Annotated in this window: 19 protein-coding genes and 1 pseudogene; 15 read left to right on the top strand and 5 right to left on the bottom strand. The window is 62.7% G+C overall.

Features of this window, described 5'->3' with window-relative positions; all coding sequences use genetic code 11:
• Window positions 1–10: 10 nt before the first annotated feature.
• From AC3EML_RS16980 to AC3EML_RS16955, 6 genes are all read left to right on the top strand, one after another.
• A complete protein-coding gene (locus tag AC3EML_RS16980) occupies window positions 11–1,315 on the top strand; it encodes a M24 family metallopeptidase (RefSeq protein ID WP_352520892.1) in 1,305 nt (434 codons plus the stop codon).
• A 337-nt stretch (window positions 1,316–1,652) separates the two neighbouring features.
• A complete protein-coding gene (locus AC3EML_RS16975) occupies window positions 1,653–2,330 on the top strand; it encodes an isochorismatase family protein (protein ID WP_352520893.1) in 678 nt (225 codons plus the stop codon).
• A 3-nt stretch (window positions 2,331–2,333) separates the two neighbouring features.
• On the top strand, window positions 2,334–3,320 hold the full coding sequence (locus tag AC3EML_RS16970; RefSeq protein WP_352520894.1) for an alpha/beta hydrolase: 987 nt from the start codon (window positions 2,334–2,336) through the stop codon (window positions 3,318–3,320).
• 416 nt (window positions 3,321–3,736) lie between these two features.
• Window positions 3,737–5,377: an ABC transporter substrate-binding protein gene (locus AC3EML_RS16965; protein ID WP_352580015.1), complete on the top strand. Its 1,641-nt coding sequence runs from the start codon at window positions 3,737–3,739 to the stop codon at window positions 5,375–5,377.
• Window positions 5,378–5,550: 173 nt separating this feature from the next.
• A complete protein-coding gene (locus AC3EML_RS16960) occupies window positions 5,551–5,955 on the top strand; it encodes a hypothetical protein (RefSeq protein WP_352520896.1) in 405 nt (134 codons plus the stop codon).
• A 66-nt stretch (window positions 5,956–6,021) separates the two neighbouring features.
• The gene (locus AC3EML_RS16955) at window positions 6,022–6,375 is read left to right on the top strand and encodes a hypothetical protein (protein WP_023821145.1); all 354 of its coding nucleotides are present in this window, start codon (window positions 6,022–6,024) and stop codon (window positions 6,373–6,375) included.
• A 37-nt stretch (window positions 6,376–6,412) separates the two neighbouring features.
• On the opposite strand, the gene AC3EML_RS16950 is transcribed toward AC3EML_RS16955, so the two are convergent.
• Window positions 6,413–7,213 carry a hypothetical protein gene (locus AC3EML_RS16950; RefSeq protein ID WP_352520897.1) on the bottom strand — a complete coding sequence of 267 codons (801 nt, stop codon included), beginning with the start codon at window positions 7,211–7,213 and terminating at the stop codon, window positions 6,413–6,415.
• Window positions 7,214–7,359: 146 nt separating this feature from the next.
• Window positions 7,360–8,217, bottom strand: coding sequence for a hypothetical protein (locus AC3EML_RS16945; RefSeq protein WP_352520898.1), 858 nt, complete (start codon window positions 8,215–8,217; stop codon window positions 7,360–7,362).
• A 145-nt stretch (window positions 8,218–8,362) separates the two neighbouring features.
• Here AC3EML_RS16945 and AC3EML_RS16940 point away from each other — a divergent pair, with 145 nt between their 5' ends.
• From AC3EML_RS16940 to AC3EML_RS16915, 6 genes are read left to right on the top strand one after another with little or no spacing between them, the layout of a single operon-like run.
• Complete coding sequence (locus tag AC3EML_RS16940; RefSeq protein WP_488505268.1) at window positions 8,363–8,995, top strand: DUF4129 domain-containing protein; 633 nt, start codon at window positions 8,363–8,365, stop codon at window positions 8,993–8,995.
• Complete coding sequence (locus AC3EML_RS16935) at window positions 8,992–10,200, top strand: DUF4350 domain-containing protein (protein ID WP_352520899.1); 1,209 nt, start codon at window positions 8,992–8,994, stop codon at window positions 10,198–10,200. The genes AC3EML_RS16940 and AC3EML_RS16935 overlap by 4 nt, the downstream gene beginning before the upstream one ends.
• Window positions 10,187–11,143 carry an AAA family ATPase gene (locus AC3EML_RS16930; RefSeq protein WP_352446618.1) on the top strand — a complete coding sequence of 319 codons (957 nt, stop codon included), beginning with the start codon at window positions 10,187–10,189 and terminating at the stop codon, window positions 11,141–11,143. The genes AC3EML_RS16935 and AC3EML_RS16930 overlap by 14 nt, the downstream gene beginning before the upstream one ends.
• Window positions 11,140–12,450: a DUF58 domain-containing protein gene (locus tag AC3EML_RS16925; protein ID WP_352520900.1), complete on the top strand. Its 1,311-nt coding sequence runs from the start codon at window positions 11,140–11,142 to the stop codon at window positions 12,448–12,450. Before AC3EML_RS16930 ends, AC3EML_RS16925 begins: the two co-directional genes overlap by 4 nt.
• Window positions 12,447–13,466, top strand: coding sequence for a stage II sporulation protein M (locus AC3EML_RS16920; RefSeq protein ID WP_023672889.1), 1,020 nt, complete (start codon window positions 12,447–12,449; stop codon window positions 13,464–13,466). The genes AC3EML_RS16925 and AC3EML_RS16920 overlap by 4 nt, the downstream gene beginning before the upstream one ends.
• On the top strand, window positions 13,453–14,313 hold the full coding sequence (locus tag AC3EML_RS16915; RefSeq protein ID WP_352520901.1) for an RDD family protein: 861 nt from the start codon (window positions 13,453–13,455) through the stop codon (window positions 14,311–14,313). Before AC3EML_RS16920 ends, AC3EML_RS16915 begins: the two co-directional genes overlap by 14 nt.
• Window positions 14,314–14,716: 403 nt before the next feature.
• Here AC3EML_RS16915 and AC3EML_RS16910 read toward each other — a convergent pair whose 3' ends face one another.
• Complete coding sequence (locus AC3EML_RS16910; protein WP_352520902.1) at window positions 14,717–15,403, bottom strand: D-lyxose/D-mannose family sugar isomerase; 687 nt, start codon at window positions 15,401–15,403, stop codon at window positions 14,717–14,719.
• Window positions 15,404–15,553: 150 nt separating this feature from the next.
• Between AC3EML_RS16910 and AC3EML_RS16905 the strand changes: the two genes are divergently transcribed.
• From AC3EML_RS16905 to AC3EML_RS16895, 3 genes and pseudogenes are all read left to right on the top strand, one after another.
• The gene (locus AC3EML_RS16905) at window positions 15,554–16,612 is read left to right on the top strand and encodes a D-TA family PLP-dependent enzyme (RefSeq protein WP_352497320.1); all 1,059 of its coding nucleotides are present in this window, start codon (window positions 15,554–15,556) and stop codon (window positions 16,610–16,612) included.
• 69 nt (window positions 16,613–16,681) lie between these two features.
• A pseudogene (locus AC3EML_RS16900) lies at window positions 16,682–16,986 on the top strand (type II toxin-antitoxin system RelE/ParE family toxin).
• The gene (locus AC3EML_RS16895) at window positions 16,979–17,275 is read left to right on the top strand and encodes an addiction module antidote protein (RefSeq protein ID WP_023672893.1); all 297 of its coding nucleotides are present in this window, start codon (window positions 16,979–16,981) and stop codon (window positions 17,273–17,275) included. The pseudogene AC3EML_RS16900 and the gene AC3EML_RS16895 overlap by 8 nt, the downstream one beginning before the upstream one ends.
• A gap of 47 nt (window positions 17,276–17,322) precedes the next feature.
• Here AC3EML_RS16895 and AC3EML_RS16890 read toward each other — a convergent pair whose 3' ends face one another.
• Window positions 17,323–18,954 (bottom strand): tetratricopeptide repeat-containing sulfotransferase family protein, encoded by a 1,632-nt coding sequence (locus tag AC3EML_RS16890; protein WP_352520903.1) that lies wholly within the window; start codon window positions 18,952–18,954, stop codon window positions 17,323–17,325.
• Between the two features lie 35 nt (window positions 18,955–18,989).
• Window positions 18,990–19,661: an outer membrane protein gene (locus tag AC3EML_RS16885; RefSeq protein ID WP_023742739.1), complete on the bottom strand. Its 672-nt coding sequence runs from the start codon at window positions 19,659–19,661 to the stop codon at window positions 18,990–18,992.
• Window positions 19,662–19,844: the final 183 nt, after the last annotated feature.

Genomic DNA, 19,844 nt, shown 5'->3' with positions numbered 1-19,844 from the left:
GGCGCACCCAATGAGCATCGTCGTTTTCGACCCCGACAGCACCGAGGATGTGGATTTCAAGGACCGCATGCGCCACCCGGTTGCGGCTGACTCGGCCGGTGGCATGTGGCTGTCGGACACCGAGCCGTCCTTCATCGATGCCGACGCCTTGCGCAAAGGGCGGCTGGCGAAACTGCGCGGCTGGATGCGCGAGGCGGGCTATGGGGGCGTCGTTTTGTTCGACCCCTACAACCAGCGCTATGCCACCGGCTCGCGCAACATGTTCGGCTATTTCCTGCGCAACTCGACGCGGTATTTCTTCATCCCGACCGACGGGCCGATCGTGCTGTTCGAATACCCGCAGAGCTACCATGTCTCGATGGTGCTCGACACGATCGACGAGGCGCGCCCGTCCAAGCTGGTATGGTCTTCGGTGTCGGGCCGCGACGACGAAACCGCCGGCCCCTTCGCCGACGAGATCGCCGAGCTTTTGAAGAAACATGGCGGCGGCTCGATGAAGCTCGGGTTGGACCGCTGCAGCCATTTGCAGGCGCTGGCGCTGGAAAAGCGCGGCTGCGAAGTCAAGGATTGCCAGGGCGAGATTTTGGCGGTGCGCGCGGTCAAGACGCCTGAGGAGGTCAAATGCCTGCAGGTGTCGATGGCCGGCGCGGAAGCCGCTGTTTATGCCGTGCGCGAGGCGATAAAACCCGGCGTCTCCGAAAACGAGCTGTTCGCCATCATGTATGGCGAGGTGATCCGCCAGGGCGGCGAGTTCATCGAGACGCGGTTGCTCACCTCGGGCCAGCGCACCAATCCGTGGTTCAACGAGGCCAGCGGCCGCAAAATCCGGCCGGGCGAGCTTCTGGCGCTCGATACCGACACGATCGGCTGCTATGGCTATTATTCCGATTTTTCGCGCACCTTCCGCTGCGGGCCGGGCAAGCCGACCGACTATCAGAAATCGCTTTACCGCATGGCGCACGACCAGGTTCAGCACAATGTTTCGATCGTGAAACCGGGCATGGCGTTTCGCGAAATCGCCGAAAGAGCGTGGAAAATCCCGTATCGTTTCGTCGACCAGCGCTATACCTCGGTGATGCACGGCGTCGGCATGCATGGCGAGACGCCGTTCATAGCGCACGCCATGGACTATGAAACCTACGGCCGCGACGGTGTTGTCGTGCCCGGCATGGTGGTGAGCGTGGAAAGCTATATCGGCGAGAAAGGCGGCCGCGAGGGCGTCAAGCTGGAGGACGAAATCCTGATCACCGACACCGGCACCGAATTGTTGTCGCGCTTTCCCTATGAGGATGAGTTTCTGGAGAAGCAGGTTTGATCGCAGCGTCCCTCACTAACGTCAGCGCGGTATCGCAAACCTTCGGGAATAGTCGCGGCAGCTATGCCTTCGTCATCCTAGGGCGAAGCAAGGAGCGCAGCGACGCGGCGCAGACCCTAGGATCCATGCCGGGACTCATCCGCGCCGCAACGGTACAAGTTCTGCTCCGCCGCACTCTCCGACCAGCGTCACGGCATGGATCCTCGGGTCTCCGCCACGGAGCTTCGCTCCTGCTTCGCCCGTGGATGACGAAGGTGGGGAGGCACCGGCCAATCACCACTGTTTGCGCGACTTCGCTGAACGGAATGGCGGCGGTCGCGAACCCAGGCCCGTCCACATGAAAAGCCCCATCTCGATCAAACGCGGCGCGGTCGCCGCGGCGTTCATCGACCTCCAGGAAGAGCATCGGCAGGACAAGCGCTATCTGGTCGAAGGTTTTGGCGAGGTGCTTGCCAACGTCCAGCGCCTGCAGGCGGCGGCGCGGCGCAACTTCGTGCCGCTCTATCACTGGGCCTATGTCGTCGATACCGCCAAGGCGCGTCCGTTCCATCCGCTCGACGCCGACGGCAAGTCTGCCTTTTCCGACAAGACCGATCCGCTGACCGAGATTTGCCATGAGGTGGCGCCCGCGGCCGGCGAGACGATGCTGGTCAAAACGCAGGCCAGCGCCTTCGGCGCCGGACCTGCCGCAACCGAACTCAAGGCGCGCGGCATCGAATGGCTGATCGTCGCCGGCGTCTGGACCGAGGCCTGCATCGACGCCACCGTGAAGGACGCGGTCGCATCCGGCTTTCGTGTGCTTCTGGTCAAGGATGCCTGCGGCAGCGGCAGTGCCGCCATGCACCAGACCGCCATCCTCAACCTTGCCAACCGGCTCTATGGCGGCGCCGTCACCAACACGATAGACGCGTGCCGGCTGATGGCGGGCGACACCGTCGATGCATGGCGGGTCGAGGGCTCGGTGCCGCTGCGCTTCACCTTTGAAAACGCCGAACGGCTCTACGGCGAGCTCTGAGAGATGGGCACGGTCCACAAGCTCAAGATGGCCAGGCGGGGGAAATACGCCACCCTGCTCGATCCGGCACTGTGGGGTTATATCGACCTGGTCAATGACTGGTTCCCACCCGAAATCGCCGAACTGCCGATCGCCGAGCAAAGGTCGGTCTATGATGCGATGTGCCGCGCCTTCCATCAGGGTTATCCCAAGGGGGTTTCGGCCAGCGACGGCATCATCGCCGCCCCTGCAGGGCACGCCATCCCGATCCGCTACTATCGGATGGCGGGCAAGCCCGTGCGCGCCGTCATCGTCTACTATCATGGCGGCGGCTTTGTGCTTGGCGGGCTCGACAGCCATGACGACATCTGCGCCGAAATCTGCGCCGGCACCGGCTTCGACGTTGTCTCGGTTGGCTACCGGTTGGCGCCGGAACATCCCCACCCGGCCGCCTTCGACGACGCGCTGACCGTGTTCGAATGGGCGGCGGTGACAACGGACCTGCCGATCGTGCTCGTCGGCGAAAGCGCCGGCGGCAACCTTGCCGCCGCGGTCGCCCATGCGTCGCGCCGCCACCCGCGCCGCGCGGTTGGCCAGGTGCTGATCTATCCCGGCCTCGGCGGCGACGAGAGCGCCGGCTCCTATGTCGAACATGCCGAGGCACCGCTGCTGACGCTGCGCGACATCGCGTTCTACCGCACCATTCGCTCCGCACCGGCACAGTCGCCCGACGACCCGACTTTTTCGCCGCTGAGCGACAATGACTTCTCCGGCTTGCCGCCGACTGTCATCATCACCGCTCAATGCGATCCGCTGTCATCGGACGGCGAGACCTATCGCGACCGCATCGTTGCGGCAGGCGGCCGCGCCTGGTGGTATGAGGAGCCCCGCCTCGTGCACAGTTTTCTGCGTGCCCGCAAAAATGTTCCGCGCGCCGGCGAGGCGTTCGTGTGCACGCTTGCAGCCATCGCCGCCGTCGCCGTGCTCGGCAAGAACGACTGGCCATATTGAGGCGGCGAAGCGCTGATCTCCCCCTCATGGGGGTTGAGGAGTGGTCCGCGTAGCGGATGGAAAGCCAATTGCTTGGCTTTCCGAACGACGAAAGCCGGCAGGCCAGAGGGGGCGCGAAGGATCGCGGCCCTTCAATATCCTAGATCAACGCAACGATTATCTGCGATGATACTCCAGTCGGCAGACGGGATGGCGGGACAGCGCCCCCCTCTGTCCTGCCGGACATCTCCCCCACAACAAGGGGGGAGATTGGCAGTCTACCTCTGCGGAGTGGTGCACAAGAATTGCGGAAAAGAGAACATTTCCCGGTGTCGGCCCGCTTTATCATCACCTGCTCAGGCAACGGCGCCTCGGCGATCGCATCCGCCCCCAGCGGAAGCGGACCGTCGGGGCGCCCAACAAAAAAGGGAACGACGATGAAATTCATGCTGACCGACCGTAATTTGCACCCGCAGGCGAAGCCCGTTGCCGATGGTTTCAGGAAGGGCGGCGTCAACCGGCGCGAATATCTCGCCATCATGGCCGGCTTTGGCGTCAGTGCCGCCGGCGCGCTGGCGCTGGGCGGCCTTTCCCCTTCGCCTGCCCGGGCCGAAGAGCCGAAACGCGGCGGCACCTTGCGCGTCGCCATGAACGTCAAGGGTTTCAAGGATCCGCGCACCTTCGACGGTGTCGAGATGTCCAATGTGGCGCGCCACTGCAACGAATATCTGGTGCGCTGGAACCGCGACTTCACCTTCGAGCCGTGGCTGCTCGAAAGCTGGGAAACCAGCGACGACGCCAGGACGCTGACGCTGCATGTGCGCAAGGGCATCGCCTGGTCGAATGGCGACGTCTTCAACGCCGATGACGTCATCCACAATCTCAACCGCTGGTGCGACGCTTCCGTCCCCGGCAATTCGGTCGCCGCGCGCATGGGCGCGCTGGTCAATGCCGACACCAAGAAGCCGGTCGATGGCGGCATCGAGAAGGTCGACGATTTCACCGTAAAGCTCAATCTGCCGAAACCCGACATTTCGCTGATCGCAGGGATGGCCGACTATCCCGCGCTGATCATGCACCGCTCCTATGAGGGCGGCGACGATCCGATGAAGGCGCTCGCAATCACCACCGGCCCTTGCGAACTGGTCAGCTGGAATGCCGAGACCAGTGCGGAGGTGAAGCGCAAGGACAAGCCTTGGTGGAAGGGCGACTTCTACCTCGACGGCATCACATGGGTCGATTACGGCTCCGACCCCAACGCGATGCTGTCGGCGTTCGAATCCGGCGAGATCGACACCGACCACGAGACCGCCTCCGACGCCGTGTCGCAGACCGAGCAGATGGGCTTGCTGAATTCCGAGATCGCCACCGGATCGACCATCGTTGCCCGTTTCAATGTCGGCAACGCGCCCTATGACGACGTCAAGGTGCGCCGCGCCGCCCAGCTTGCCGTCGACAATTCCGCCGTGCTGGCGCTGGGCCTCGGCGGTCGCGGCAAGCCCGCCGACAACCACCATGTCGGTCCGATGCATCCTGAGTTTGCCGATATCGGTCCGGCCAAGCGAGATATGGATCAGGCGAAGAAACTGCTCGCCGAGGCCGGCAAGACGGACCACGAATTCGAGCTGATCTCGGTCGACATCGAATGGCAAAAGAGCACCGGCGACGCGATCGCCGCGCAGATGCGCGAGGCCGGCCTGAAGATCAAGCGCACCGTGCTGCCGGCGGCGACCTTCTGGAACGACTGGAGCAAATACCCCTTCTCCACCACCGAATGGCTGGGCCGCCCGCTCGGCGTCCAGGTGCTGGCGCTCGCCTATAAATCGGGCGCCGCCTGGAACGAAAGCGCTTACGCCAACAAAGAGTTCGACGAACTCCTCGACAAGGCGCTGGCAACGCCGGATGCTGCCCAGCGCAAGGAGATCATGGCCAAGATCGAACAGAATCTGCGCCATGCCGGCATCATCATCCAGCCCTACTGGCGCTCGGTCTACCGCACCTACCGCAAGGGCGTGCAAGGCTGCGAACAGCACCAGTCGCTGGAACAGCATTTTGAGAAGGTGTGGCTGGAGGGGTGATCCTTCGGGGACGCCGCATACCGGCTGGCACCTGAGCGGTATGTCGCTCAGGTAGATACCTGCAGCGCACTCCGAGCATTTACGACGGTGTCTGTCTTGACGCGGCGACCGTGGATCGGTCTGGTGTGTCGACGAGGCGCCGCTGTGGGCTCGCGTCATTCCGGAGAATACACATGCGCGCCCGTTGGGCTTTCATTCTTGCACCCATTATTCCGGCGATCCTGCCCGGCTACAATTGGCATGCGAACCACCCTGAGACGGGGCCGTTGTCGGGCTTCATCTTCGTAACCCTTGTTTTCTATGTTGTGGAGGCGGTGGTAGGAATTCCGGCCTTCTATGTCCTGACCCGACGGCGCTGGCAGTTTTTTTGGGTATACGTCGTCGTTGGCTTTCTGGCAGTTTTTGTTCCAGCGTTTGTCTTCGGCCTCAGTAAGTGGAGTCCTCCATTGGGAATCGGCGGAGTTCTCTATGCATGCTCCTTCATAGGGATACTCGGTGGCGCTACAGGGCTGATCTTCTGGTTTTTGGTGCGCCCAGACAAGGACCCTGTCGAACAGATTGCTTCGCACTTTACCTAGGTCAGCACCCCAAGATTGAGTTCAAGGCCTGATAGACTTTGGCCTCGATATTTTGCACGAGAACGCATGGACCACTTCGACCTCGGCACCTATCGCCGTCCAATCTCCACCGCCTCGGCCGAGACGCAGCGCTGGTTCGATATCGGGCTGAACTGGTGCTACGGCTTCAACCATGAGGAAGGCATAAAGTGCTTCGAGAAGGCGCTGGAGACAGATCCTGATTGCGCCTTCGTGCATTGGGGCATCGCCTATGCCGCCGGGCCTTTTTACAACCTCACCTGGAACGAGCACGGCAAGGACGAGGCAGACCGTGCGGCCAAACGCTGCTTCGACCATGTCCAGCTCGCGCGGGATGTGGCGATCACCTCGTCGTGCCTGTGTCGGACGAGCGCGGAGGCGGGGCCAAGCTGTTGTCACTGAAATCCCGCCGCCCGACCAGCCGAGTCGGCTTCGCCTTCTAGGAGAAAATCTCCGCCAGTTCGTCTACGCTGGTGCCTTCCCTAACCTGGCGCAGTTCAACATAGGCGACCGCAATGGCCACCGATGCCACCGTGGACACGACCGTCACGATAAGGACGCTTCCGAAAGCGCCGAAAATCAGGGCGACCGTCGAGAGGCCGCTGAAGAAAGCGAAAATCAGGCCGATCAGCAAGGCAAACATCATCTGGAAGGCAAGCGCCGCCAAAAACAGGATCAGCAAGACACCGAACATCGGCCAGCGGCTGCCCTTGGTCAGAGCACGGCTGCGCGACATCGCGCCAAACACGCCAAGCCGCTCCTGCATCAGCACCGGCACGGAAACCGATATGCCGAGTAGCCACCTGATGCCGGCAACGAGCAACACCACGAAGGCAATGATCGCTCCGAAGATCGGCACCAACATTCCGGCGATGCCCATCACGATGAGGCCAAGGATCATGGCCAAAAAGACAATCAGCCCCACCCCCAACGTCGGCAATATGCTGCGCAAGGCTATCTGGATGCAGTCGCCGATCACCGGGCGCTTGCCGTTCAGGTCCTCTATCGTCGCTTGCACCAGCGAGGACTGGAACAACAGCGCGCAAACGAAATAGATCAGGCTTGAAACGAGCGATAAGAACGAGCTGCTCATAATGACCCACTTCGCGCCGAGTGGAGGTGTGGCGATGTAGCCGTTGGGGCCGGCATTCCAGTGGTTCGACAGATTGAGCGCAACTGCTGGGAGGACCAGGAAAAGCGCCGCCAAAGCAATCATCAGACCGGGATTGCGGTCGATCACGGCGAAGGTGTTGTTGAAAACCCTGCCGATCTGGAACTTCTCAAGCCGCGCCGCCGCCGTCGATGCCACGATTACCCCTTCCGGCCCGAGCTAGATCCCGGCCAATCGCGCCAACGTGACTGGCTGTTCTCGGGCCAAAACCTTCGTTACGAGAATATCTGCGCCAGTTCGTCGACGCTGGTGCCTTCCTTGACCTGGCGCAGCTCGACATAGGTGACGGCAATCGCCACCGAAATCACCGCCGAAACGATTGTCGACAGCAGGCTGCTTCCGATGGCGGCGGCAATGAGTCCGGTCGTGCTGATCCCGCCGCTCGCAATAGCAGCCTGAAACAGCAAGGTGAAAACCACTTGTAGCCCTATCGCAACAATGCCGAGGACCAGAAACAGCGCGAATATCCGCCAGCGGCTTCCCTTCGTCAGCGCCCTGCTTCGCGAAATCGAGGCGAAGACGCCAGGCCTTTCCTGAACCGCGACGGGCACAGCCACCGATATGCTGATCAGCCACATGGCTATGGGGATGAGCGACAGAAGTGCAATCACACCGCCGACGATGGGGATGGCCATGGTGATGACCGTTAATATCATCGCCACCAGAAACATTGCCACGATGATCACAAGACCAATTCCGAGCGTGGGGAGGAAGCTGCGCAGGGCTATCTGAATGCAATCGCCAATCGACGGGCGCTTGCCGTTCAAATCTTCGATTGTCGCTCGTACCAGCGCCGCCTGCGCCAGAAAGGCCAAGATCAGGAGCACCAGGCCGGCAATCATCGAAACGGCACCATAGCCCGCCATCGCCGATTGCTCGAAGCTCGCCCCAGGTACTGCTATCTTTGCAATCTGTCTAAAGCTCCAGATGTTGTACAGCAGCGCAGGCAGCGTCGAAAAAAGGCCGACGATGGCGGCAAGTGGGACGAAGCTTCGTCCGATTACCGAAAACGTATTGCTGAAAGCCCTGCCGATGCTGAACCGTTCCGGCCGCTCGCTCGCGATTGACGTCATGTTACATTCCCCCCGACTAATGGATACCCGAAATCAGAAAGTATAAATCACCGATATTGATACTTGCGGTTGCCGCCGCTTGCAATTGCCTTGGCGTATTGTCAGTGTCGGCCCGCGAACCGCAGGTTGCAGGGGGGGCGAAAAGGTGACTGCTGCACAGCCGGACGCTGCGCAAGCCGAATGGCTGGCCAAACTGCACAAGCAGTTGCTGTCGGACAATTCGATCCAGTTCGACCTGCCGGCCTACAGACCACCCGAGACACCCGAGTGGCTGAGACCGCTGGGCGAGTTCCTGAAATCGCTCGGCCCGTACATGATCTACCTGTTCTGGGGCGCGGTGATCACAGGTGCCGCGATCATTCTGCTGCTGATTGTCCTTGAAGTGAAAGGCGTCGCCTGGCGCCTGCCCTGGTGGCGCAAAAAGAGCGTGACCGAGGCGGAAGCGATATGGCACCCCGACGTTGGCGCCGCGCAGATCCTGTTGTCGGAAGCCGATGCGCTGGCCGCCCGGGGCGAGTATGACGAGGCGGTGCATCTCCTGCTGCGCCGCAGCGTTGCCGACATTGCCGGCCGCCTGCCCGACTTCCTGCGCCCGTCGCTGACCGCGCGCGATATCGCGGGAGCGGCGTCGCTGCCAACGCGGGCGCGTGGCGCCTTTACCCAGATCGCGCGCATCGTCGAGGCGGCGTTGTTCGCGCGCCGGCCGGTCGGGCCCGAGGGCTGGCAGGAGGCGCGCAGCGCCTATGAGCAATTCGTCTTCAGGGATGCCTGGACGTGAGTGACGCGACAGCCGACATCGCCCAGCAGGAACCGTTCAGCCGCAGGACGGTGTTCTGGGGCATTTTCGCCAGCCTGCTCGCGGCGGCGGGCTTCTTCCTTTTGTCCACCTATGCCCCCGATTTTCGCCAGCCGAGCGTCGGTGGCGCAACGCCGCTCTCGAAGAGCGGCATCGGCTATGCCGGCTTGGCGGAATGGCTGGAGCTGACCGGCGAAGCGCCCGACATGGCGCGGTCCGACAGCGATCTCCAGATCGACACGAACCTCCTGATCGTCACGATTTCGCCCGACAGCGACCCGGATGCGCTTGCCAACATCGTCAAGCTTCGCAAGGGCCTGGATACGCTGTTCGTGCTGCCCAAATGGGCGACCTTGCCGCTGTTCGAGCACGAGGGGTGGGAGATGAAGATCCAGCGGCTGCCGGACGTCGTGGTCAACGACTGGCTCGCCCGGATCGCCAAGGCCAAGCTCGGCGAAGGTGAGACCACGGTCAAGCAACTCGACGTCCCAGGGCAAATGGTCAGCGTTCCCGACCAGCTGCAATGGGTGGCCGACGAACACCCGCTGATTGCCGCCGGCAACGGTAAGGCCGTGCTGACCGAGGTCGAAGACGAGCGGTTCTACATTCTGACGGACCCCGATCTCATCAACAACGCTGGCTTGAAAGATCCCGACAAGGCGGCGGCGGCGCTCAAGCTGATCGAGCTCCTCCAGCCCGAAGAGGGTGCCGTCATGTTCGACCTGACGCTGCATGGCGTCGGGCGAAAATACGATCTCGCCAAGCTTCTGGTCGAACCGCCTTTCCTGGCGCTGACGCTGACCATCCTGGCGGCGGCGGCACTTGCCTTCCTGCATGGCCTTGGCCGGTTCGGGCCGCCACGGGCCGATCAGCGCGCCATCGCCTTCGGCAAACGCGCGCTGGTCGACACCACGGCGATGCTGTTGCGCCGCGCCGGCCGGCTGGAAGAACTAGGCGACCGCTATGGAACCCTGGCGCGGGTGCGCGCCGGCGCGCTGCTCGGCGCGCCGCACGGTTTGCAGGGCGAAGCGCTCGACCGCTGGCTCGATTCCCGCGACAAGGACGAAGCCGGCGGGTTCACGACCCGCCTGCAAGCTGCGAACGCGGCAAAGACCCTGACACAAATGCATGATGCAGCCGAAAAGCTGCACGACTGGACGGCAAGGAGGCTCGGTGAACGTCGATGATGTGAAGGCCCTGGCGACACAGATCAGGGAAGAGGTGGCCAAGGCCATCACCGGGCAACACGATACGGTCGATCTGATGCTCACGGCATTGTTCGCCGGCGGGCATATATTGCTCGAGGGACCGCCGGGCACGGCCAAGACGATGACGGCGCGCTGCTTTGCCCACGCGCTGGGCGTCGCCTATGGCCGGATCCAGTTCACGCCCGACCTGATGCCCGGCGATATCGTCGGTTCCAACATCTACAATTTCCAGACCGGGCAGTTCACGCTGACGCGCGGCCCGATCTTCTGCGATCTGCTGCTCGCCGACGAAATCAACCGAACGCCGCCGAAGACCCAGGCAGCCCTGCTGGAGGCGATGCAGGAGCATGCCGTCACCTTCGACGGCACCACCCATGCGCTCGGCCCGAACTTCATGGTGGTCGCGACGCAGAACCCAATCGAGCACCAGGGCGTCTATCCCCTGCCCGAAGCCCAGCTCGACCGTTTCCTGTTCAAGCACCGGGTGAGCTACCCCGGCCCGGAAGAGGAAAAGGCGATCATCATCCACCATGGCGGCGGCACCGCCTCGCACGACATCAAGCAGTACGGCATCAAGGCCCAGGCCGACCGCAAGACGCTGGAAAAGGCGTTGGCGACCGTCGGCGAGGTTACGCTGGTCGATGATGTCGTCGACTATATCGCCAGGCTGGTGCGGGCCACGCGCGAAAGCCCCGACCTCGAGGTCGGCGCCAGCCCGCGCGCGGGCGCCATGCTGGCGAGAGCTGCACGGGCTCGGGCAGCGCTCGACGGGCGTGCCTATGTCATCCCCGACGACGTCAAGGCGCTTGCCGTGCCGGCGCTGCGCCATCGCGTTATCCTGTCGCCGGCGGCGCAGATCGACGGCCGCCTGGTCGAACAGATCGTGACCGACCTTGTAGACCAGACGGAAGCGCCACGTTGATTTATCCGAGCGGCCGGGCAGTCTGGGCAGGTGCGGCCGGTGCAATACCGGCCTTCCTGATCGCGCTCGCGCTGCCGTCGATGTGGTATCTCGGCCTGTTGTGGATCTGCGCGCTGCTTGCTTTCCTGGCCGTGGACGCGGCCGCCGGGCGCGGACGGGCTTCTCTGAACGCCAGCATCCACGCCCCGCCGCAGGTCAGCGTCGGCGGCCAGCTCACCGTCAATGTCACCGCCAGGCTCGGCGGACGGCCGCGCGCCGTGCAGGCGCGTCTTGGCCATGACGAGCGGCTGCAACCGCTGGGCGGCACCGGCGGCGCATCGACCGCCGAGGCCGGCAGCGCATCGCTCGATCTCAGATTTCAGGCGCTGCGGCGCGGCATTGCCAGGTTCGATCGCCTGTGGGTGCGCTGGCGCGGGCCGTTCGGGCTGGTCTGGAACCAGGTGGTGCTGCCGATGGACGGCAAGGTGGCGGTGCTGCCCAACGTCAGCAGCGCCCGCGACGAAGCGATCACGCTTCTGCAGCGCCAGGCGCTGCCCGACGGACATGCGCAGCGCCGCGCCGGCCAGGGCCGCGAATTCGAGGCGCTCAAGGACTACCAGCCCGGCATGGGCCGGCGCATGATCGACTGGAAGCGCAGCGCCCGCCACGGCAGGCTTCTGGCGCGCGAATTCCGTATCGAGGAGAACAACAACATCGTGCTGGCCATCGATAGCGGCCGGCTGATGTGCGAGCCCGTCGACGGCGTGCCGAAGGTCGACCGCGCCGTCACCGCAGCCTTGCTGTCGGCGTTCATTGCGCTGAAGGGCGGCGACATGGTCTCCCTGTTCGGCTTCGATGCGCGGCCGCGCGTCTCCAGCGGCGCCGTGCGCGGCTCCGCCAGCTTCGCCATGATCCAGAAGCGGGCGGCGGAGATCGACTATTCCACCGAAGAGACCAATTTCACCCTGGCGCTGACGACCCTTGCAGCAAAGCTCGACCGGCGTTCGCTGGTGATCATCTTCACCGACTTCGTCGATCCGATCAGCGCCGAACTGATGCTGCGCACCGTCGGCCGGATCACCGAACGGCATCTGGTGCTGTTCATGATGATGAAGGATGTCGAACTGGAGACACTGGCCGACATGCCGCCGGACGCACCGGAGGATGTGGCGCGCTCGGTTGTCGCCGGCGGGCTGCTGCGCGAAAGGCAGGTCGTCATCGGCAGGCTCAGGCTGCTCGGCGCGCATGTCATCGAAGCCGACCATCAGAGGCTCGGGCCGGCACTGGTCGAGCGCTATCTCGAACTCAAGCGAGAGGATCTGTTGTGAACGCGCTGGTCGGCAAGGATGCGGTGCGGCAGTCGCTGGCGAGCTTCCGTTCGGAGCGCGAGGCCGACTGGAAGGCGTTCGAGGCGCTGCTTGCCCGGGTGGAGAAACGTGCGCCGCGCACGCTGTCGGAAGACGAGCTTTTGTCGCTGCCGCTGCTCTACCGCTCGGCGCTGTCCTCGCTTTCGGTGGCGCGGGCGACGTCGCTCGACAATGCGCTGGTCAGCTATCTCGAAGCGCTGTGCCTGCGCGGCTACTTCTACCTCTACGGCGCGCGTCGCGGCTTGCGGCAGCGCATCGGCGATTTCTTTCTGCATGACTGGCCGCATGCCATTCGCGATTTGTGGCGCGAGACCTTGCTGTCGGTCGTCCTGACCTTTGTCGGCGCCGGCGCCGGCTACTGGCTGGTGGCCAAAGACAAGGGCTGGTTCGACGCCATCATTCCGCCGAGCCTGGCCGGCGGGCGCAACCCGGATGCCTCAGTCGAAGTCCTGCGACAGGTGCTTTATGACGGCGCCGACAGCAATTTCCTGTCGGGCTTCGCCGCCTATCTGTTCACGCACAATGTCCAGGTGGCGATCCTTGCCTTCGCGCTCGGCTTTGCTTTCGCGGTGCCGAGCGTGCTCCTGATCCTGATGAATGGCTGCCTGCTTGGCGCGATGTTCCAGATCTACATCGCCAAGGGGCTCGGGCTGGAGCTGGGCGGCTGGCTGTCCATCCACGGCACCACCGAGATCTTCGCGATCGCCTTGGCGGGCGCCGCCGGCATGCGCATCGGCACGCGCATCGCCTTCCCCGGCGAACTGACGCGGATGACGGCTGCTGCCTATGCCGGGCGCGTGGCCGCCACCACCATGGTCGGGGTGACGATCATGCTTTTGTTTGCCGGCCTGCTCGAAGGCATCGGCAGGCAGGTGATCACCAGCGACGTGACACGCTATGCCATTGGCGGCGTCATGCTGACGCTGTGGCTTTGCTATTTCTATGTGTTCAGGGTGGTGCGGCATGGCAACCGCTAGGCGTGCTGCCGTCTCGACGATACGGCCGCTGGTCACGCCGGAAGGCGTCGATCTCCGGATCAAGCTCGCCGATGCCGGCACCCGCGCCGCCGCCTTCCTGCTCGACTTTGTCATCATCATCGTCACGGCGATCGTGATCTCGATCGTTGCACTGTTCGGGCTGGCCGGCCTCAAAGGCGAAGGCGCGCAGCCGCTGTTCATCGTCTGGATCATCCTGATCTTCTTCCTGCGCAACGCCTATTTCATCGTCTTCGAAGCCGGCCGCTGCGCCGCCACGCCCGGCAAGCGGATGCTCGGCATCCGGGTGGCGTCGCGCAGCGGCGCCGGCCTGTCAGTCGATCAGGTCATTGCCCGCAACCTGATGCGCGAGATCGAGATCTTCCTGCCGCTATCGATCATCCTCGGCCGCAGCGAGATGGGGCTCGCCGACACGCTGACGACGATCTTCGGACTGGTGTGGACGCTGCTGTTTGCGCTCTTCCCGCTGTTCAACCGCGACCGCATGCGCATCGGCGACCTGCTTGCCGGAACCTGGGTGGTCGAGGCGCCGAAACTGGCGCTGGTCGAGGACCTGTCGCAACGCCAGAACGCTCGCGCCTTCCGCTTCACCCAGGCGCAGCTTGACGCCTATGGCATTGCCGAACTGCACAAGCTGGAAGAGGTGCTGCGCCGCGACGACTATTTCGCGCTGAAAGCGGTGGCCGAGACGATCGGGCGCAAGATCGGCATGATGGTCGATGCCGTCGATTCCAGGGCCTTCCTCACCGCCTATTATGGCGAGCTGCGGGCACAGCTTGAGCGCAAGCTTTTGCTGGGGACGCGTAAGGCGGATAAGTTTCAGCGGTAGCCGCGATTGCTGCACCGTCAGCGCTGCCCCTCATCCGCCTGCCCATCCTTCGCAGCAGCTGCGCTCCGCTACGAGGTGAACCGGCACCTTCTCCCCGTAGAATGGCTACGGGATGCACATGCATTGTCTTATGCTGTGCTGGTCGACCCCCACTCCGTCTCGGCTTCGCCGAGCCACCTCTCCCCCGATCGACGGGGTAGAGGAAGGCGCCAAGTTTTTTGCCGTCAATGCTAGTCCAGAAACGCTCCCTTCCTTTCCCTCCGGAGGGGGGAAAGGTGTCGCTGCGAAGCAGCGACGGATTGGGGGAACCACCTGGCAATCAAGCCTCGAGCCGATCAGTCACGCTCCAGTCACAGAAGATCTGTGCATTGCGTAGAGCTGGAAGAAGTTGGAAACGCTCCCCCTATCCCACCCACTTCTCATAATCGGACACCAGAAGGTGCACCGGCGCGACATCCTCGTGGATGTTGGAGAAGCGGCCGATCGGTTCGCGGAAGACGTTGTCGGTAAGGTCGTCATTGACGGTCGAGACCTCGCCGATCAGCACATCCTTGCCCTCGGCCCAGAAGGCGTGCCAGACGCCGGGCATCAGCGTCACGCTCTGGCCCGGGTCGAGCTTCAGCAGCCCGCCTGCCGGCAACCTGTGGATGGTGCCGTCGACCGGCACCGACACTTCGGCCTTCGGATCGATGCCGCCGTCGCGATCGTGCATGAACAGTTCGAGCACCAGCTTGCCGCCGCCACGGTTGATGATGTCCTCGGCCTTGATGTTGTGGCGATGCATCGGCGACAGCTGATCCTTGCGCGAGATCATAATCTTCTCGGCATAAAGCATGCCCATGCCCTTCTTCATGTCGGCATAGACGCCGTTGCGAACGGTGAACAGGAACAGGCCGAGTTCGTCGAATTTTTCCTGGCCGTAATCGGTGATGTCCCAACCGAGCCGCGAGGTGAAAATGGCGGCGGAGTCGGCCTTGCGCGCCTTCATCTCTTCCGGGCTCCAGTAGGCGAAGGGCGGCATGATGTAGCCGAACGAGCGGATGAAGGCGTCTGCATCGCGGATGATGTCGTTGACGGTGGAGCGTTTCATGATCGTGATCCCTTCGCGTCGCGTTCCCTGGAGTCATCTGAAGCGCATAGCCGAACAGCGCTGCGGTGTCGACGCAAACTGCATGCTGGCCCCATGACATCCGTGCGGATCGGGGCCATAAGTCCAGCCAGATTTCCCAGGGTGACATTCATGCAAGGCATAGACGACCTCGACACGCCGGCGATCCTCATCGACGCGGCCCGCGCCGAAGCCAACATCACACGAGCGCAGGCGCATGCCGACCGCCACGGGCTGAAACTCAGGCCGCACATCAAGACGCACAAGCTGCCTTATTGGGCGAAGAAGCAGATGGCGGCCGGCGCGGTCGGCATCACCTGCCAGAAGATCGGCGAGGCCGAAGTGATGGCCGATGCCGGGCTGACCGATATTTTCCTGCCCTACAACATCCTTGGCCGCGCCAAGCTGGAGCGGCTCAAGGCCCTGCATGGTCGTGTGACGCTGTCAGTGACGGCCGACAGCCGCGAAACGCTGGAGGGGCTCGCCGCTACTTTCATCGATGCCGGGCGGCCCCTGCCCGTGCTGGTCGAATGCGACACCGGCATGGGCCGCTGCGGTGTGCAGAGCGCCGCCGAGGCGTTGGCCTTGGCGAAAATCATCGACCAGGCCAAGGGGCTCACCTTCGGCGGACTGATGACCTACCCCGCGGCAGGCCGCGCCGCCGAGGCCGAATCCTGGCTGGCCGGCGCCAAGCAGGCCCTTGCGGCGTCGGATCTCGCCTGTGAACGCATCTCCAGCGGCGGCACGCCGGATATGTGGCGCTCCGGCGAGGACAGCGTGGTCACCGAATACCGCCCCGGCACCTACATCTATCTCGACCGCTACCAGGTCGCCAAAGGCGTCGGCACGCTCGACGATTGTGCGCTGACGGTGCTCGCCACCGTGGTCAGCCATCCGACGCCGGCCCGCGCCATCCTCGACAGCGGCAGCAAGGCGCTGTCCAGCGACACGCTGGGGCTCGCCGATTTTGGCGAGCTGCTCGGCATGCCCGGCGCCCGCGTCACCAGCTTGAGCGAGGAACATGGCACGGTCACGCTTGCGAATGGCGCGAGCCTGCGCATCGGCGAACGCGTTCGCGTGGTGCCTGATCATTGCTGCGTCGTGACCAACCTGTTCGACCAGGTGCATCTGATCGACGGTGACAAGGTGCTGGAAACGCTGAAGGTGGAAGCGCGTGGGCGGATGGGGTGAGGCTTTTCGTTTTGGAGGCTCGCCCTATTTCGACATTGACGAATTGTAATTTATAACTTACTAGTCCCCATGGCAATCCTGAAGCAGACAGCCACCTTTCGGAGGTGGCACCAAAAGCTGAAAGACGGAAGAGCCAAGGCGGCAATTGCCGTTCGGCTGCAACGTTTGATTGTAGGAAATCCCGGCGACGTGGCCCCAGTGGGTGAAGGCATCAGTGAATTGCGCATTCACTATGGGCCCGGCTATCGCGTTTATTTCACAAGCGCGGTGAAACGGTCATCCTGCTCCTGTGCGGCGGGGATAAAAGTTCACAAGAAACCGACATACGGACAGCAAAGCGCCTGGCCGTAGAATGGAGTGACGACAATGGTTGAAAAAATCTATGATTTCGATCCCGCCGAAATGCTCGATTCCGATACGGCAATCGAGGCGTTTCTGGCAGAGGCAATGGAAACCGGAGACGCCAAATTCGTCGCGTCCGCCCTCGGTGTCGTTGCCCGCGCCAAGGGGATGAGCAACATTGCCAGAAAGACCGGCTTGGCTCGCGAGCATCTTTATACCTCGCTCAGCGAAAACGGCAATCCTACGCTGGAAACCACACTGGCGGTCATGAAAGCATTCGGCTTTCATTTGGCCCCAAAGCACGATGCAACTCAGGTCTAATCTACGCCAGCGCGCGTCGAGCGCGAGGTTGTTCGGGCCAACTGAAATCAGGACTGATAGACCGGACCCAGCGCCGCCTTCAGCGGATCCAGCGCGTCGCCATACAGCTTCCAGCGCTCGACCGAGGATGAATAGATCGGCTGGCGCACCTGCCAGCGGCTCGGCGTCCGCACCGTGCGCTCGGTTTCGTTGAAACGCAAGCAGGCATCGTCCCACTCGATGCCGAGGAATCCGATCAATCCGCGGGCGCGATTTTCGAAATCGGCGACCGTTTCTTCGTAGGGCATGTCGTGGATATCCAGCGGGATGACCTTGGCCCAATGGCGCATCAGGCGGTCATACTGCCGGTAATACTGCCCAAGCTTGGTCAGATCGGCATTATAGCCGTGCGCCTCGGAAAAATTATGCATGAAACAGGACGCGCAATTGTCCATCGGGTCACGCCGGCAATGGATGATGCGGGCATTCGGCAAGATCAGGCTGATGAAGGCCAGCAGCTCGAAATTGTGCGGCATCTTGTCGACGACAAGCCGCGCCTTGCTGTTGCGTCTGTTGAGATCGTCGAGATACTTCGATCCAAGCTCCTTGGCCTTGGCCGCAGTGAGCGCCGCCATGGCCTTGGTGAAAATGGCTGGGTCGAGCTTGTCGAACCCAAGTTCGCCGGCAAGTGAACGAATGGTCGACAACTCGCCGGCGCCATGGATATCGCGATGACTGGCGCATATCTGCTCGGTCAGCGTCGTTCCCGACCGTGGCATGCCGACGATGAAGACCGGGCGTCTGGATGGATTTCCCAAATTGGCTCGCGCCTCGAAGAAGCCGGCGTCGAAAGTGTCGATGAAGCTGTCGTAAAGCTGGGTGTGCCGGTCGATGTCGAAATCATTGCCGGAAATCGCCTTGGCCCTCGCGAAATGGCGGATGGCCGGGCTATACTCGCGCTGATCATTGAGCATCTTGCCGGCGGCGTGGTGCAGCACTACCCGCTCGCGATCGGTGGTTGTCGGCAATTCCAGGCGTTTCAGCACCAAAGGCAACGTCGGATCGTCCTTGACCGCCCGGCGCGCAAGCGCCATTCCAGCCAGCGCCTCGACATGGCCCGGGTCGATGGCAAGGGCCTTGCTGAAGCATTCGACCGCCTCGGCCGGCCGGCCAATGTCGGTGAGCAAATCGCCCATACCGGCAAGTGCCATCACCGACTGGCCGTCGATAGCCAGCGCCTGGCGATAGAACCCTTCGGCAATGTCGCCCTCGAGCTGGCTGCGGTAGGAGCGGCCGAGATTGCACAGCGCTTCGATGAGCCCTCCATCGAGCTCGATCGCCTTTCTCAGATGTCTGCGCGCCTTGTCGACGTTGCCGGTGACATTGTAGGCGTTGCCGAGATTGTTGCGGAAGATGGCGTTGTCCGGTTCGAGCTTGACCGCCCTTTCCATATAGGCAATGGCGGCGTCATGATGCTCGGCCTCGATGGCGAGCGTGCCCATCAGGTTCAGCGCCATGGCATTTTTGGGCTGCGTGCGAAGCACCGTCTGGTAGCAGAACTCGGCCTCACGAAAACGCTTGCGCCGTTGCAGGTCGATGCCGCGCTGCAATGTCTTTTCCGCCGGCTCACCGGCGGTCGGCAGCGAGGCTGGGATCATTGCCGACAGGCCCAGGGGTTGCCGGCGTGGCAAGAGCGGCATCCGTCAAATCCCGGTCGCGGCCTGCGACGAACCAATCAGAACTTCAGGGTTACGCCAAGCTGGAGATTGTGGGAGTACAATTTGGCGTTCTCGTATGTGCCGCCGCCATCATTGTCGTCTAGATCCACGCTTGTCACGGCCTTAAAGCGGTAACCGAAATCGAGGTCGACATTCTGCGTTACCGCGTAGGTAACACCGGCGCCCACTTGGCCGGCGAAACCCCAGCCGCCAGGCCCGTATCCAAAGGCGTGGCCATCAAAGTGAGTATCGGCGGTAACATAGGCCGCGCCGACGCCGCCGCCGACATAGAGTTTGGCATCACCAAAATGCGCAACATCGGCCCAGACGTTGGCGAGAAGATAGGTGGCCGACAGATTGCCGGAAGCCGGATAGTTGCCGACGCCCGTGTAGCTGTATTCGCTTGCCTTGTAGCGCGCGTAGGACAGTTCGCCTTCGACACGAAACACATCGTTGATGCGCCGACCGACAGCGCCGCCGATTACGAACCCGGTATCAAGATCGACTGAATAGCCAGTACCATTGTAGTCCGTTTTCACATGGTTCGGGAAACTGGCGCCGCCGAAGAGCGTGACGTACCAGAGATCCTCCGCCCTCGGAACGTCGACAATCGCGTCGGCGGCGTAGGCCGAACTCCAACCAAGCGCCAATGCAAATGTCGAAACGCCAGCCAACAAGCGCAGTTTCATCGCCAATTCCCTCGCTACAACTAGTGACTGGTATCACTCTTGCTTCGCGGCCGAGCTGTCAAGAAAGCAAACGAGATCAAGGAGCCAAGCGAAGTCGGGAACAATCTTTTGAGAATTCTTGTTGCTGCACCGCAACATAGCAGCACATGCTAATGTTTGGCGGCAGGCGTATGGCTTCGGTTT

The organism is Mesorhizobium sp. P170090, assembly GCF_057786115.1.
Note: the sequence above shows the minus strand (reverse complement) of the source record. Positions and strands in the feature narration are given on the sequence as shown.

Bases quoted from the DNA above. Each gene is read 5' to 3' on its own strand.
- AC3EML_RS16980 (WP_352520892.1), top strand. From the start codon at position 11: ATGAGCATCGTCGTTTTCGACCCCGACAGCACCGAGGATGTGGATTTC.
- AC3EML_RS16975 (WP_352520893.1), top strand. From the start codon at position 1,653: ATGAAAAGCCCCATCTCGATCAAACGCGGCGCGGTCGCCGCGGCGTTC.
- AC3EML_RS16970 (WP_352520894.1), top strand. From the start codon at position 2,334: ATGGGCACGGTCCACAAGCTCAAGATGGCCAGGCGGGGGAAATACGCC.
- AC3EML_RS16965 (WP_352580015.1), top strand. From the start codon at position 3,737: ATGAAATTCATGCTGACCGACCGTAATTTGCACCCGCAGGCGAAGCCC.
- AC3EML_RS16960 (WP_352520896.1), top strand. From the start codon at position 5,551: ATGCGCGCCCGTTGGGCTTTCATTCTTGCACCCATTATTCCGGCGATC.
- AC3EML_RS16955 (WP_023821145.1), top strand. From the start codon at position 6,022: ATGGACCACTTCGACCTCGGCACCTATCGCCGTCCAATCTCCACCGCC.
- AC3EML_RS16945 (WP_352520898.1), bottom strand. From the start codon at position 8,217: ATGACGTCAATCGCGAGCGAGCGGCCGGAACGGTTCAGCATCGGCAGG.
- AC3EML_RS16915 (WP_352520901.1), top strand. From the start codon at position 13,453: ATGGCAACCGCTAGGCGTGCTGCCGTCTCGACGATACGGCCGCTGGTC.
- AC3EML_RS16910 (WP_352520902.1), bottom strand. From the start codon at position 15,403: ATGAAACGCTCCACCGTCAACGACATCATCCGCGATGCAGACGCCTTC.
- AC3EML_RS16905 (WP_352497320.1), top strand. From the start codon at position 15,554: ATGCAAGGCATAGACGACCTCGACACGCCGGCGATCCTCATCGACGCG.
- AC3EML_RS16895 (WP_023672893.1), top strand. From the start codon at position 16,979: ATGGTTGAAAAAATCTATGATTTCGATCCCGCCGAAATGCTCGATTCC.
- AC3EML_RS16890 (WP_352520903.1), bottom strand. From the start codon at position 18,954: ATGCCGCTCTTGCCACGCCGGCAACCCCTGGGCCTGTCGGCAATGATC.
- AC3EML_RS16885 (WP_023742739.1), bottom strand. From the start codon at position 19,661: ATGAAACTGCGCTTGTTGGCTGGCGTTTCGACATTTGCATTGGCGCTT.